At 68.9% G+C, this 14,545-nt stretch carries 12 protein-coding genes; 4 read left to right on the forward strand and 8 right to left on the reverse strand.

Going from position 1 to position 14,545, the window contains the following annotated elements; all coding sequences use genetic code 11:
• Positions 1 to 46: 46 nt before the first annotated feature.
• The 3 genes from ACIQCY_RS12050 to ACIQCY_RS12060 form a co-directional block, all read right to left on the reverse strand.
• Positions 47 to 424, reverse strand: a complete 378-nt coding sequence (locus tag ACIQCY_RS12050) for a GntR family transcriptional regulator (RefSeq protein ID WP_400484123.1) — start codon at positions 422 to 424, stop codon at positions 47 to 49.
• Positions 425 to 619: 195 nt separating this feature from the next.
• The gene (locus ACIQCY_RS12055; protein WP_400484124.1) at positions 620 to 748 is read right to left on the reverse strand and encodes a hypothetical protein; all 129 of its coding nucleotides are present in this window, start codon (positions 746 to 748) and stop codon (positions 620 to 622) included.
• Positions 749 to 790: 42 nt separating this feature from the next.
• A complete protein-coding gene (locus ACIQCY_RS12060; protein WP_400484125.1) occupies positions 791 to 1,924 on the reverse strand; it encodes a glutamate--cysteine ligase in 1,134 nt (377 codons plus the stop codon).
• Positions 1,925 to 2,227: 303 nt separating this feature from the next.
• Between ACIQCY_RS12060 and ACIQCY_RS12065 the strand changes: the two genes are divergently transcribed.
• From ACIQCY_RS12065 to ACIQCY_RS12080, 4 genes are all read left to right on the forward strand, one after another.
• Entirely contained in the window at positions 2,228 to 2,872 is a 645-nt protein-coding gene (locus ACIQCY_RS12065; RefSeq protein WP_400484126.1) for an MBL fold metallo-hydrolase, read from the forward strand.
• 47 nt (positions 2,873 to 2,919) lie between these two features.
• Positions 2,920 to 5,463: a DEAD/DEAH box helicase gene (locus ACIQCY_RS12070; RefSeq protein ID WP_400484127.1), complete on the forward strand. Its 2,544-nt coding sequence runs from the start codon at positions 2,920 to 2,922 to the stop codon at positions 5,461 to 5,463.
• Positions 5,464 to 5,530: 67 nt separating this feature from the next.
• Positions 5,531 to 6,007, forward strand: a complete 477-nt coding sequence (locus ACIQCY_RS12075) for a GNAT family N-acetyltransferase (protein ID WP_400484128.1) — start codon at positions 5,531 to 5,533, stop codon at positions 6,005 to 6,007.
• Between the two features lie 95 nt (positions 6,008 to 6,102).
• On the forward strand, positions 6,103 to 7,380 hold the full coding sequence (locus ACIQCY_RS12080) for an alpha/beta fold hydrolase (RefSeq protein ID WP_400484196.1): 1,278 nt from the start codon (positions 6,103 to 6,105) through the stop codon (positions 7,378 to 7,380).
• A 31-nt stretch (positions 7,381 to 7,411) separates the two neighbouring features.
• Here ACIQCY_RS12080 and ACIQCY_RS12085 read toward each other — a convergent pair whose 3' ends face one another.
• The 5 genes from ACIQCY_RS12085 to coaE form a co-directional block, all read right to left on the reverse strand.
• A complete protein-coding gene (locus tag ACIQCY_RS12085) occupies positions 7,412 to 9,112 on the reverse strand; it encodes a DUF5671 domain-containing protein (protein ID WP_400484129.1) in 1,701 nt (566 codons plus the stop codon).
• Positions 9,109 to 9,591, reverse strand: coding sequence for a hypothetical protein (locus ACIQCY_RS12090; protein WP_400484130.1), 483 nt, complete (start codon positions 9,589 to 9,591; stop codon positions 9,109 to 9,111). Before ACIQCY_RS12090 ends, ACIQCY_RS12085 begins: the two co-directional genes overlap by 4 nt.
• Before the next feature lie 171 nt (positions 9,592 to 9,762).
• Positions 9,763 to 10,845 carry a TerC family protein gene (locus tag ACIQCY_RS12095; RefSeq protein WP_400484131.1) on the reverse strand — a complete coding sequence of 361 codons (1,083 nt, stop codon included), beginning with the start codon at positions 10,843 to 10,845 and terminating at the stop codon, positions 9,763 to 9,765.
• Positions 10,846 to 11,300: 455 nt separating this feature from the next.
• Positions 11,301 to 13,376 (reverse strand): excinuclease ABC subunit UvrB, encoded by a 2,076-nt coding sequence (uvrB, locus tag ACIQCY_RS12100; protein ID WP_400484132.1) that lies wholly within the window; start codon positions 13,374 to 13,376, stop codon positions 11,301 to 11,303.
• Positions 13,377 to 13,457: 81 nt separating this feature from the next.
• Complete coding sequence (gene coaE, locus ACIQCY_RS12105) at positions 13,458 to 14,450, reverse strand: dephospho-CoA kinase (protein ID WP_400484133.1); 993 nt, start codon at positions 14,448 to 14,450, stop codon at positions 13,458 to 13,460.
• Between the last annotated feature and the right edge of the window lie 95 nt (positions 14,451 to 14,545).

Below are 14,545 nucleotides of genomic sequence, written 5' to 3' on the forward strand. Positions count from 1 at the left end.
GAATAGCCCCTGCTCCGCGCCGTTCTGGCGGGCCGTGCGGCGCCGTTCACGCTCGGCGCAATGCCGCCCGCACCATGGCGACGGCGTCGGCCTCCGGCACCCCGGCGGAGGACACGACGGCGGCGAATTCGTCGGCCGCTGCGGCCACCTTCTGCCGCGAGGCGTCGCCTCCGGCCGTGATGATCGTCCCCGCCCGCCCCCTCGTCTCCACGACGCCGGCCTGTTCCAGTTCGCGATACGCGCGGGCGACGGTGTTGGCGGCGATGCCGAGATGCGCCGCGAGCGCACGGACCGGAGGCAGCCGGGTACCGACGGCCGCCTTGCCCGAGTTGGCGGCGGCGAGGATGGCCTGCTTGATCTGCTCGAAGGGTGGCACGGAGCCTGTCGATTCCACCTGCAGCCACCGCGGGATGTCCTGCTCCACGCCCTGCCCTCCGTCGGTCCCCCGCGCGTGCCGCGGTCTCCCTGTGAACCCTACCGTCGGGGAGCCGTCCGATCACCTGGTCTGCGCTGCCGGGGCGAGAGAACCGCGGTGACGGATCCGAGGACCAGCAGCAGCGAGATCATCGACGAACCCTGTTCGAGGCCGGTACCGGCCCGGCGTGGCGACTGTCCTCGGTCAGAGCAGTGCTGTGGCGACGGGGATGGTGGTCATGAGCCCGAGCGTGACGCCCCGGCCCTGCCGGTGCGCAGGCTGCGTGTACCGGTATCGGTCGAGGTCCTGGTGTTCGGCCAACGCGTCCGGCACGGGCGCCTCATCCTGGTCCGGTGGTCCTCCCGCTATCGATGGTCACGAATCCTGCCTGCTGCTGAGCAGGAACGCCTGGTTCCGGTCCTGCAGGACGGTGGCCGGCAGGCTACTGGCGTCCACCGCGTCCGCGACGACCCCGCTCAGGGTGTCCGCCCTGGCGTAGGTGCTGCGCTGGCGGACCGCGCCGGTTCCCCTGGCCAGGACCTGGAACAGCAGGAACTCCACGGTGCCCAGTTCTCCCTGGTCCTCCAGCACCGGCCGGATATGGTCCAGCAGGGCCATGACCATGTCGAAAGCGTCGCGGGGCTCGCCCGTCAGCGGGTCCAGCAACCGCCCGGACACGCCGAACCGGCCGGCCTGCCAGCCCGCGAGCCGGAGTTGCACGGCGGAGGCCGGTACGGGTTCCACGCCGGCGCGCCACTGTCGTGCGGCTGTCTCCACAAGGCTCCGGACCAGCGCGGCCAGGAGAACGGCATCATCGGCGTACAGGCAGACATCGCCCACCCGGATCTCGACCGTGGGATGGCGGTGGCTGAGCCGCGCGTCGAAGTAGATCTGTCCCTCGTCCAGGGGGACGCCGGACCGGATGATCTGGTCGACCTGCGCGTGGTAGGCCCCCGCGGAGCCGAAGATCTCGCAGGGCCCGGCGGTCGGCCACCGATTCCAGGCCTGGGAGCGGTAGCTCGCATAGCCCGTGTCCGCGCCGTTCCAGAACGGGGAATTGGCCGTGAGCGCCGCGATCACCGGGAGCCAGACACGGATCCGGTCGAGGACGGCAACGCCTTCTTCGTCCGAGGCCACCTCCACATGCACATGGCAGCCGCAGGTCAGCTGCTCGACCGCGGTGAGGCCGAACCGCTGGACCATCCGCTCGAAACGCGGGCCGGGCGTCGTCGTGGTCTTCACGGGGAGCGGTGACGTCGCCAGCGCCACGGAACGGGCTCCGACCAGCCGGGCAGTGGCGTCCGCACTCCTGCGCCGCGCGGTGATGTCGCGGGCCAGGTCGTCGAGGGCGATCCGCGGAAGCGTGCAGGTCTCGATCTGCTCCTGCTTCATCTCACTGCTCAGACCGTCGTCGCCCTCCAGGCGTTCGAGTACGTCACCCAGCGCCACGGGCTGCCCGTCGGCGCCGTCGACGATCAGGAACTCCTCTTCGACACCTACCCGGCGCATCGTCGTCGTCCTGCAGCAGCGGGCGGTATCCCCGCGCCCGGCACGAAGCCTTCGACGGGCGGAGAATCGCTGTGGTGAAGGACAAGCACACCCGCTCCTGAGCGTAGAACCTGGGGTCGTCTGCTCACCCACCGTGCTCACCGCAGAGTAAGCCTGCTGAGCTCGTCCCTGCAAGCACTACTTCGACCCGTCCCTGCGCGCCGTCCTGCCTGCACGTGGTCTTCGTGGAGTGGGACACCGTCTCCCGGGAGGACCGGGGCGAACACCGTCGAGATCGCGGCACAGTTCTCGTAGGCTTGCGGCATGATGCTTGCTGACCTCGCAGAGGTGACCGTCCGCTCCATCCCTGTATCGGACATGGACAACAACGTGTACCTGCTCACCTCGAGGTCAAGTGGCGCCCAGGTCCTCATCGACGCCGCCGACGACGCCCCCGCCATCCTCGACCTCCTCGCCGACGCGCAGGAGGACACGGACGCCGAGGCCCGGGTGGCGCTGATCGTCACGACGCACTCGCACTGGGACCACGTGCGGGCGCTCGCGGAGATCAAGGAGGCGACGAAGGCCCGCACGGCCGCCGGCGAGGACGACGTCGCGGACATCGCCGTACCGACGGATGTCCCGCTGGCCCACCACGACGTCGGGTCCTTCGAGGGTTTCGACCTCGAGGCGATCCACCTGCGCGGGCACACGCCGGGTTCCATCGCACTCCTCTACCGCGACCCGCACGGGCCCGCGCACCTCTTCACGGGCGACTCCCTGTTCCCCGGCGGCCTCGGCAACACGCAGGGCGATCCGGACCGCTTCGCGTCCCTGTACGACGACGTCGTGACCCGCATCTTCGACTACCTGCCGGACGACACCCTCGTGCATCCGGGCCACGGCCAGGGCACGACGCTCGGCGCGGAGCGCGGCGCGCTGGCCGAGTGGAAGCAGCGCGGCTGGTAGGAGGTCCGGCGGGGACCGCGACCCCGCCCCGGTAGGCTGAACGGACCATGACGATCCAAGAGCACCTCCCCCGGCACGACGACGGCCGACTTACCGCGGACGCGGTCTACGAGGCCTTCACGGGCTGGGCCACGGCGCGCGGCCTGGCGCTGTATCCGGCGCAGGACGAAGCGGCGATGGAGCTCGTCTCGGGCAACAACGTCATCCTCGCCACGCCCACCGGCTCGGGAAAGTCCCTCGTCGCGATCGCCGCCCACCTGAAGTCCTTCGCCGAGGGCCGCACGAGCTACTACACCGCGCCCATCAAGGCCCTCGTGTCCGAGAAGTTCTTCGCGCTCTGCGAGATCTTCGGGCCGGAGAACGTCGGCATGATCACCGGGGACTCCGGCGTGAACCAGGATGCGCCGATCATCTGCTGCACCGCCGAGATCCTCGCCAACCTGGCCCTGCGGGAGGGCGCCCAGGCCGACGTGGACACCGTGGTCATGGACGAGTTCCACTTCTACTCCGATCCGCAGCGCGGCTGGGCGTGGCAGGTGCCGCTGCTCGAGCTTCCGCAGGCGCAGTTCCTCCTGATGTCCGCCACCCTCGGGGACGTCACGCGCTTCGAGAAGGACCTCACCGAACGCACGGGCCGGGCGACGGCCACCGTCACCTCGGTCGAACGCCCCATCCCGCTGCACTACTACTACGTCGAGACGCCCGTGCAGGAGTCCCTCGAGGAGCTGCTCTCCACGCGGCAGGCACCCGTCTACGTCGTCCACTTCAGCCAGGCCGAGGCCATCGAACGCGCGCAGAACCTGATGAGCGTCAACATCTGCACGCGGGAGGAGAAGGACCGCATCGCGGAGCTGATCGCGACGTTCCGGTTCTCCGCGGGCTTCGGGAAGACGCTCAACCGGCTGGTGCGCCACGGCATCGGCGTGCACCACGCCGGCATGCTCCCGAAGTACCGCCGGCTCGTCGAGCAACTCGCGCAGGCCGGACTGCTCAAGGTCATCTGCGGCACGGACACCCTCGGAGTCGGCATCAACGTGCCCATCCGCACCGTGCTCCTGACCGCCCTCAGCAAGTACGACGGCGTGCGCACGCGCCTGCTCAACGCCCGCGAGTTCCACCAGATCTCGGGCCGCGCCGGCCGCGCCGGGTACGACACCGCCGGCACCGTCGTCGTGCAGGCCCCCGAGCACGTCGTGGAGAACGCCAAGGCCATGGCGAAGGCCGTGTCCAAGTTCGGCGACGACCAGAAGAAGCTGCGCCAGGTGGTGCGGAAGAAGCCGCAGCAGGGCTTCGTCTCCTGGGGGAAGCCGACGTACGAGAGGCTCGTCGAGAGCATCCCCGATCCCCTGACGTCGTCGTTCTCCGTCAGCCATTCGATGCTGCTGAACCTCCTCGAGCGGCCCGGTGACCCGTTCACGGCCGCCAAGCGGCTCCTGACGGAGAACCATGAGACGCGGGCGTCCCAGCTCCGGCTGATGCGCCGTGCCATCGGCATCTACCGCGAACTCGTGACGGCCGGCATCGTGGAGAGGTTGCCCGAACCGGAACCGGACGGTCGGCAGGTCCGGCTCAAGGTGCACCTGCAGGCGAACTTCGCCCTCAACCAGCCGCTCTCGCCGTTCGCCCTGGCGAGCCTGGAGCTCCTCGATCCGGAGGCGCCGGGGTATGCGCTCGACGTCGTCTCCATCATCGAGGCCACGCTCGAGAAGCCCCGCCAGGTCCTGAACGCGCAGGAGAAGAAGGCCCGCGGCGAGGCCGTAGCCGCCATGAAGGCCGAGGGCATCGACTACGACGCCCGGATGGCCCGCCTCGAGGAGGTCACCTACCCGAAGCCGCTGGAGGAGCTGCTGCAGCAGGCCTTCGACGTCTACCGGGCGTCCGCGCCGTGGCTCGGCGACTTCGAGCTCGCGCCCAAATCCGTGGTGCGGGACATGTACGAGCGGGCGATGAGCTTCGGCGAGTACGTCGCGTTCTACGCCCTCACCCGCTCCGAAGGCATCCTCCTGCGCTACCTCGCGGACTGCTACAAGGCGCTCCGGCACACCGTACCGACCGAGGCCCTCCGGGAGGACCTCAGCGACATCCTGGAATGGCTCGGGGAACTCGTGCGCCAGGTGGACAGCAGCCTCCTCGACGAGTGGACGCAGCTCGCCGCCGGGATCATTCCCGGTGCGGCCGTGGACGCCGTCGACCTGCCGGAGGAGCCGCCCTCCGTGACGTCCAACGAGCGCGCCTTCCGGGTGATGGTGCGCAACGAGATGTTCCAGCGCGTGAAGCTCTTCGCCGATGAGCAGGACGAGGCGCTCGGTGCGCTCGACGCCGAGTCGGGCTGGACCGCCGACCGCTGGGCGGATGCGCTGGACGGGTATTTCGGGGACTACGAGGACATCGACGACGGCCCCGAGGCGCGCGGCCCGAACCTCCTGCTGATCACGAAGCTTCCGGGAGCCTGGAAGGTGCGGCAGATCCTCAAGGACCCGGAAGGGAACGGCGACTGGGGCATCAACGCCGAGATCGACCTCGCGGCCTCCGACGAGGCCGGCAGTCCCGTGGTTCGGATCCTCGGCGTCGGGGCTCCGGCCGCCGGCTGAGCGGGACCGCGGTTCCGGCTCCCGGCAGGGGGACTCCGAGCGTCGGCCGCTTGGCTAGGCTTGGGCCATGTCTAAAATTCGGGAAGCACGGCCGGCGGACGTTCCGGTTCTCCTCCAACTCATCCACGACCTCGCCATCTACGAGCGGGAGCCTGACGCCGTCAAGAACACGGTGGGCTCGCTCGAGAATGCCCTGTTCGGCGAGCGGCCCACCGTCTACGCGCACGTCGCGGAAGCGCAGGGCAGGGTCCAGGGCTTCGCCCTCTGGTTCCTCAACTACTCCACCTGGGAGGGCGTCAACGGGATCTACCTCGAGGACCTCTACGTGCGCCCCGAGGCACGGGGGGCGGGCTACGGGAAGGCGCTCCTGTCCAACCTCGCGAGGATCGCCGTGGAGCGCGGCTACGCCCGCGTGGAGTGGTCGGTGCTCAACTGGAACGAGCCGTCCATCCGCTTCTACGAGAGCCTCGGCGCGCGGCCGCAATCGGAGTGGAGCACATTCCGGCTGACTGGCACTGCCCTCACCGAGGTCGCCGCCCCGTGAGCGTCCCGACGGAAGGCCGGGAAGCCCTCGACGCCGCGCCGGCCGCTGTCCCTTCTGGCGATCCCGCGGACCACACCGTCGGCAGGACCGCCGTCATGCGCGGCCTGCGTGCCACCGCCCACCGGTTCAGCGTGCCGCTCGACCATGCGGACCCGGACTCCGTGCTCATCGAGGTCTTCGCCCGGGAGTACACCTCGCTCGAGCACGGCGAGGAGGATGCCGCCCGGCTCCCCTGGCTCCTCTTCCTGCAGGGCGGGCCGGGGGGACGGGGCGTCCGCACCACGCACCTGTCGGGCTGGATGAAGGCCGCCGCACGGAAGTTCCGCATCCTGATGCTGGACCAGCGCGGCACCGGGCTCTCGACGCCGGCGGATGCGGCGACGCTCGCAGTGCTGCCGACGCCCGAGGCCCAGGCGGACTACCTGGCGCATTTCCGGGCCGACTCGATCGTGGCCGACGCGGAACTGATCCGGCGACGCCTCGGCAGCCCGCCCTGGACGGTCTTCGGCCAGAGCTACGGCGGCTTCTGTACGCTCACCTACCTGTCCTACGCGCCGGAAGGTGTCGACCGCGCCCTGATCACGGGCGGACTGGCTCCCCTGTCGGGACGGCCGGACGAGGTGTACCGCGCGACGTTCGCCCGGGTGCAGGAGCGCAACGACGAGTACTTCTCCTGGTATCCGGAGGACCGGGACCTGGTGACGCGCATCGCCCGGCACCTCGACGACGTCGAGGAACGGCTGCCCAGCGGCGAGCGGCTCACCGCCCGGCGCTTCCAGATCGTCGGCTCGTTCCTCGGCGGGAACACGAGGGTCCACGGCCTCCACTACCTCCTGGAAGACGCCTTCACCGACACGGCGGACGGGCAGCGCCTCTCGGCGGCCTTCCTCGAACAGGTCCACGGCATCGTCAGCAGGGCATCGCACCCGCTGTACGCACTCCTGCACGAATCGATCTACTGCCAGGGCTTCGACTCCTCGTGGGCGGCCCAGCGCATCCTCGCCGAATATCCGCAGTTCCGTGACGACGCGCCGGACGTCCTCCTCACCGGCGAGATGATCTACCCCTGGTATTTCGAGGAGGATCCGGCGCTGCGGCCGCTCCGGGCGGTCGCCGAGGTCCTCGCCGCCAAGGCGGATTGGGGGCCGCTGTACGACCCCGACGTCCTCGCGACGAACACCGTCCGGGCCGCGGCAGCGGTGTACCGCCACGACATCTACGTGGACAGGGGTCTCTCCCTGACGACGGCGGCCGCCGTACGGAACCTCCAGGTGTGGGAGACGGACGAGTTCCACCATGACGGGATCGCGGACGACGGCGAGGCCATCTTCGAACGGCTCCTCTCGATGACCCGGCGCGGAGCTGAGGCGTAGGAGCTCGTCAGGACGTCCGGCGGGTCCTTCCCTAGCGCGTCCTGCCGCCCTGTTCGAAGGGGATCACGTCGATCCCGATGTCCTTCCCGCCGGCCGGCGCGACGACGATCAGCACATGTCGGGACGTGACTCCCGCCAGTGCCTCGACCACACGCCGCACCACGTCATCCGGGGCGATCGGCCCCGGCACCGTCGCGTCCGTGCCGGTGTCGGCCCGTCGCCAGGACGTGACCCTGGCACCTGTCGCCTCTGCGACGGCACGCGACAGGCCGTCGTACGCAGGGCCGGCCACGAGTGTGACCTGCTCGACGGCGACCGGCCTGTCCCGGGACACCGCCGCCAGCAGCACCCGTTCGCGCCGCCACAGGGCGAAGTGGTAGCCCGCGACCAGGGCCGCCGCGACCAGCAGTCCGAGCGGTCCCCTGATCCGGTCCACGAAGCTACTGCCCGACACATCGCCCAGAACGAACTCGAAGAGCCTGTAGCCGATGACCAGCAGTGCGATGACAGAGACGACGGCACTGATGCCGAAGAAGGCGACGAGGTAGACGCGCCTGCCCGGCGGGATCGACGCGGCGCTCCGGGGAGGCCTGGTCGGCTTCCAGGTACGCCACCAGACGGGGCCTCCCACCGCGAGTGCGCTGAGGCCGGCAAGGAGGAGCGTACGGGACCCGCTGCCGACCAGCGGGGAGACGGTGATCGCAAGGGTGGCGTTGATGATGACGCCGATCCCCGAAGCGGCTGCCGCCAGGGCGACGCCCGAGGTCACCAGGATGCCCGCACGTCGTACGCCGAGGGGATGACGGTCCGCGACCACCCGGTGGTATCGCCAGACGAGAGCGCCGATCACGACAGTTGCAACGGCTGGACCGAGGGGGGCCAGCACCTCGCCCACGTGGCCGGTGCTGTCGAACACTGTCCTCAGGAGGACGAAGAGTGCGGTTCCCGCCGCCCCGAGCGCCACGACGCCGGCGGTGAAGATGCCCACCCCGACCAGCGCGATGGACGCGAGGGGGGTGGTCAGCCTGCGTCCCCCGCCCGGGTACCAGTGCCACCACCAGACGAGCGTTCCGCCGATCGCCCACACAAGGGCCCGAAGAACGGGCTGCCACCAGGACTCAGTACGAGGGATCAGGCTGGTGTACCCACTGAGCGCGACGTCGAGCAGTCCGCCGAGGGCGGCGATCGCGAAGGAGCCGCCCAGCACCAGCCCGTAGACCGATCCGATGACGGCCGGAACGTCCTCGAGGCTGGTCGGGGACTTCGCCGGATGGCGCCACATCCAGCGGTGCCAGACCCACACCAGCAGCCAGACCAGACCGGTGGACAGGGATGACCACCAGGTCGCCCCGAACCGACCGATCAGGGACGTCACCGTGGAAAGGAGCGAGGTCACGAAGACGATCAGGGACACGGTGTAGACCGCAGACAGGTAGAGCCCCCATCCGTCCGACCTGCGCTCGGCGCCGTTCCCGAGGCGTCTCCAGACCACCCACCACAGGAGTGCGGCGAGCGGACCACCGATCAACGTGAAGGCAAGCGCGCGGGCCAGCTCTGTCACATCGGCGGAGACCAGGACAGCGTCCCTGGCGAGCAGGCGGTCCAGCAACCCGCTGAGCCCGACGGCGGCGACCACCACCAGCGCGAACAGCAGACCGTAGAGGATCAGGCGCCGGAGTGCGAGCTGCTCCGGACCTACCGTGGGGGCAGCAGACGCACCGGGCTGGCTCACGGACCCACCCGCGTATCCGAGCAGACCAGAAGCTGATAGGGCGCCTGGTCGATCTTCCACTGCCCGCCGACCTTCTGCAGGGAGAAGCGGTCCTCCGTCTCGTACTCCGAGGGCCCGAACGGGCCACCCGGATTCGAGGTGACCAGCGAGACCCGCACCAGGGCCGAGTCCTCCCGTTCGTCCGTGGAGATCAGGACGACGCGCGAGGGAAGAGGAGCCCGGTCGACGAGCGCCCGGCATTCCTCCCCTGCCGCCGTCGTCAGGTAGGCGGCGGCCGCGTCGGTGTCTCCGTCGACGACGGCGGCACTGTATCGCTGAACGATGCCCGCGGGACTCGACTCGTCCAGCGCAGCGGGCTCACCACGGGTGAATACCACGGCGAGGGCGATGATCACCAGCACCGCGATCCCCGACAGGATGGCAAGGAGGAGGCGGTCGCTCTTTTTCGCCAGGGCGTTCATGCGGTAAGTATGGCGCATCCGGCCGCCTCGGGCTGGAGTCCCAGGGCCAGTTTCGCTCGGTCCTCCGCGGTCCTCGGAACCCGGCGCAGCCTCCGTCCCGAGGGTGCGGACCCGCCGCCCGCGCAATCCGCAGGAGCGCGCTCCCCTGTGTCCCGGTGGTGGACTGCGCCGGCGGTCCGGGCCGTGGAGCTAGCGGCGGTAGTCCTTCGCGCCGGCCTCGCCGGCGGCCTGGTCGAGCTCCTCGTCGACCACCGGGTCGTCGGCGATCTCGCCCTTGGCATCGGACTCCGCCGCGGCGTTGTCGATGACCCTGGAGCGGATCAGGCTGGCGATCACGGCGATGACGATGGTCGCGACGATCACGGCCAGCGACACGAACGTCGGGATCTCCGGAGCCCACTCGATGTGCTCGCCGCCGTTGATGAACGGCAGTTCGTTGACGTGCATGGCGTGGAGGATGAGCTTCACGCCGATGAAGGCGAGGATCACCGAGAGCGCGTGCTTGAGGTAGATGAGGCGGGTCATCAGGCCGCCCAGCAGGAAGTACAGCTGGCGCAGGCCCATGAGGGCGAAGATGTTCGCCGTGAAGACGATGAACGCACTCTGCGTCAGTCCGAAGATGGCCGGGATCGAGTCGACGGCGAAGAGCAGGTCGGTCAGGCCGATCGTCACGAAGACGATGAGCATCGGCGTGAAGACCTTCTTGCCGTTGACGACGGTGCGCACCTTGTTGCCGTCATAGGACTCCGACATCGGAAGGACGGACTTGAGCTTGCCGATGAGCTTGTTGTCGCCCGCGTGCTCCTCGTCCTCGCCGGAATCGGTGGCCTGCTTGTAGGCCGTGTAGAGGAGGAAGGCACCGAAGATGTAGAAGATCCAGCTGAAGTTCTCGATCACGGCGGCACCGAGGGCGATGAAGATGCCACGCAGGATCAGCGCGATGATGATGCCCACCATCAGCACTTCCTGCTGGTACTTACGCGGTACCGAGAAGCGCGCCATGATGATGATGAAGACGAAGAGGTTGTCGATGCTGAGGCTGTATTCGGTGATCCAGCCTGCGACGAACTGGCCTCCGTACTCCGGCCCCGTGAAGGTGAACATCAGTGCCGCGAACACGAGCGCCAGGCCCACGTAGAAGGCGACCCACAGTCCGGCCTCCTTCATGGAGGGCTCGTGCGGTCGCTTGACCACGAGCAGCAGATCGAACAGCAGGATGATCCCGAGCACGACGAACGTGCCGATCTCAAACCAGAGGGGTAACGCGGGCATGGAGTACCTTCCGGAGGATGCGGTGAATTGCCGTAAGTCTCTCCGCCGCGGCTCGTCGCCGATCGACCGCTACGCCCGGCGGAGCATCGATGCCCCGCGTGTTGACGTCCGTAGCGCTTGGGATACTCCCCTACGTCCGGTCAATGCTACCCGGGCAGCAGCGAAGCCGACGAATAGCCACCCTTCGGTGACCGTCCGCCGGAACCCTTGACGTTCTGCCTTCGCATCTCATACGACCGCGGGTCCGGCCCTGCATCGATCTCGGCCCGCCCCTCTATCGACCTCGACGTATCGACCTCGGCCCGACCCTGTGCCGACCTCGACGTATCGACCTCGGCCCGACCCTGTGCCGACCTCGACGTATCGACCTCGACCCGACCGCTGTGCCGACCTCGACCCGACCGCTGCTCCAGCGCTTGCTCAGGCACTTCTCCGGCGCATCGGAAGGCGCGTTCTCAGGCGTGGCCTGCCGACTGCATCTGCCGAAGTTCCTTCTTCAGGTCGCCCACCTCGTCGCGCAGGCGCCCGGCCAGTTCGAACTGCAGCTCGGCCGCAGCGGCATGCATCTGGTCGGTGAGTTGCTGGATCAGGTCCGTGAGGTCTTCGGCGGGCACGGACGCCAGACCGGAGTGGTTGCCCGCGCCCTTCTTCGGCTTGCGGTTCTTGCCGGCCTCCTCGAGCAGGGCGCGCGTATCGGCGTCCTCGCGGTTGATCGTGTCCGTGATGTCCGCGATCCGCTTCCGCAGCGGCGTGGGATCGATGCCGTGCTCGAGGTTGTGGGCCACCTGGATGGCGCGCCGCCGGTTGGTCTCGTCAATCGCCCGTGCCATGGAGTCCGTGATGCGGTCGGCATACATGTGGACCTGCCCGGAGACGTTGCGGGCCGCGCGACCGATGGTCTGGATCAGGGAGGTGGCGCTGCGGAGGAAACCCTCCTTGTCGGCGTCGAGAATACTGACGAGCGACACCTCGGGCAGGTCCAGTCCCTCGCGGAGGAGGTTGATGCCCACCAGCACGTCGAACGTGCCCATCCGCAATTCGCGCAACAGCTCCACGCGCCGCAGGGTGTCCACGTCCGAGTGCAGGTACTCGACCTTCACGCCGTGCTCGAGCAGGTATCCGGTGAGGTCCTCGGCCATGCGCTTGGTGAGGGTCGTGACGAGCACACGCTCGTTGATCTCCACGCGCTTGCGGATCTCGCCGAGGAGGTCGTCGATCTGGCCCTTGGTCGGCTTCACGACGATCTCGGGATCGATGAGGCCGGTCGGGCGGATGATCTGCTGCACGTAGCCGTCGGCCTTGCCCAGCTCGTACTTGCCCGGCGTGGCGGACAGGTAGACCGTCTGCCCGATGCGTTCCAGGAACTCGTCCCACTTCAGCGGCCGGTTGTCCATCGCCGACGGGAGCCGGAAGCCGTGGTCCACGAGGGTCCGCTTGCGCGACATGTCGCCCTCGTACATCGCCCCGATCTGCGGGATGGTCACGTGCGACTCGTCGACGACCAGCAGGAAGTCGTCCGGGAAGTAGTCGAGGAGGCAGTGCGGGGCCGTGGCCGGTCCCCGTCCGTCGATATGACGTGAATAGTTCTCGATGCCGTTGCAGAATCCCATCTGCTGCATCATCTCGAGGTCGTACGTCACGCGCATCCGCAGGCGCTGCGCCTCGACGAGCTTGTTCTGGGATTCGAGTTCCGTGAGCCGCTGCTGGAGTTCGTCCTCGATCTCCTTGATGGCACGCGTCATGCGGTCCTCGCCCGCCACGTAGTGCGAGGCGGGGAAGACGTACATCTCCTCCTCCTCGCGGATGACATTGCCGGTCAGGGGGTCGAGCGTGTAGATGTTCTCGACCTCGTCGCCGAAGAACTCGATACGGAGTGCATGCTCCTCGTACATGGGGATGATCTCGACGGTGTCACCCCGGACCCGGAAGGTGCCACGGTGGAAGTCGATGTCGTTGCGCGTGTACTGCATGCCGACGAACTGGCGCAGCAACTCGTCGCGGTTCATCTGGTCTCCGCGGTGCAGCGTGACCATCTTGTTGATGTACTCCTCGGGCGTGCCGAGGCCGTAGATGCAGGAGACGGTGGCCACGACGATCACGTCGCGGCGGGTCAGCAGGGCGTTCGTGGCGGAGTGCCGGAGGCGCTCCACCTCCTCGTTGATCGAGGAGTCCTTCTCGATGAAGGTGTCCGTCTGCGGGACGTAGGCCTCGGGCTGGTAGTAGTCGTAGTACGAGACGAAGTACTCGACGGCGTTGTTCGGCAGGAGCTCCCTGAATTCGTTGGCGAGCTGCGCAGCGAGGGTCTTGTTCTGCACCATGACCAGCGTGGGGCGCTGCACCTGCTCGATGAGCCAGGCCGTGGTCGCGCTCTTCCCGGTTCCGGTGGCGCCGAGGAGGACGACGTCCTTCTCCCCCGCGTTGATGCGCTCGGCCAGTTCCTTGATGGCCGTGGGCTGGTCACCCGCCGGCTGGTATTCGCTGATGACCTCGAACGGGGCCACGACACGCTTGATATCCTGCGCAAGACTCATGCTTCAACGGTAGACCCTGCCGGTGACACTTCTCCCCGGATTTGCTGGCGGCTGAAAGCCCCCTGCACCTGCCCGGGCCCCTCACGCGGGGTCGGGAAGGGTGCGCACCAGGACCGTGACGTCGAGCGCGGGATCCGCTGCTCGGTGCACGGCGCAGATGCCGTCCCCGCTCTGCTCACGCGAACTGCCGGTCCGGGGGAACCCCGCCCCTGCCACGGCCATCGACGCGGTACCGGGACCGACGGCGCTCGGCACGCCGACGCGCACCACCGCCGACACGGCGTCGTCGTACGCGGACGTGCCGCGGGACACCGTGTCCGGCGCTTCTCCGGTTCCACCCTCGGGCTCGACGACGGCCCCGGCCGGGAGCGCCGCGGTGAGTTTCGCCTGCAGCCGCCGCCCGAGTCCGCTCGTGCCGGCCAGTCCTGCCGGAGCGCGCCCGAGGCGGCGCGCGGCCGGCCGGCCTGCCGCGAGGTTGTCCCGGAACGGCACGATGCGCCCGTCCCACAGTGCCGCCGTCGCGGCGTGGAGATCGCCGAGTCCGCGGTCGTTGAGGAGGACGGCGTCCGCTTCCCGCAGGCGCACCGGCCGTGGTGCCTGCGCCGCGATGCGTCGCTCGGCGTCGCCGCGCTCCATGCCGCGCTGCCCGATCATCCGCTCGATGCGCACCTCGTCCGGAGCGTCGACGACGACGACGAGGTGGAACCGGGATGCCTGGCCCGTCTCGACGAGGAGGGGGATGTCCTCGACCACGACGGCGTCGTCGGGCGCTTCGCCGATCAGCCGGGAGGCCTCCGCGCGCACGCGCGGATGGATGATGGCGTTGAGCCGCTCCCGGGCGGAGCCGTCAGCGAAGACGAGCCGGCCGAGCGCGGGCCGGTCGAGCGAGCCGTCTGCTCCGAGAACCTCGGGGCCGAAAGCGGCGACCACCTCGTCGAGGCCCGGCGAACCCGGCTCGACGGCCCGGCGCGCCAGGAGGTCGGCGTCGACGACGACGGCGCCGAGGTCCCCGAGCTGACGTGACACGGCGGATTTCCCGGCGGCGATGCCTCCTGTCAGTCCGATGCGCAGCATGGACCAACCCTAGCCCGGACCCCGCCCGGGGCTGTCAAGGAACCGGATCCGCACCGGGTGGCCCTGAGAAATGTCGGCGCCCCTCAATACGCTAA

It is taken from the genome of Arthrobacter sp. NPDC092385 (assembly GCF_044755105.1).
Classification (GTDB): domain Bacteria; phylum Actinomycetota; class Actinomycetes; order Actinomycetales; family Micrococcaceae; genus Arthrobacter_D.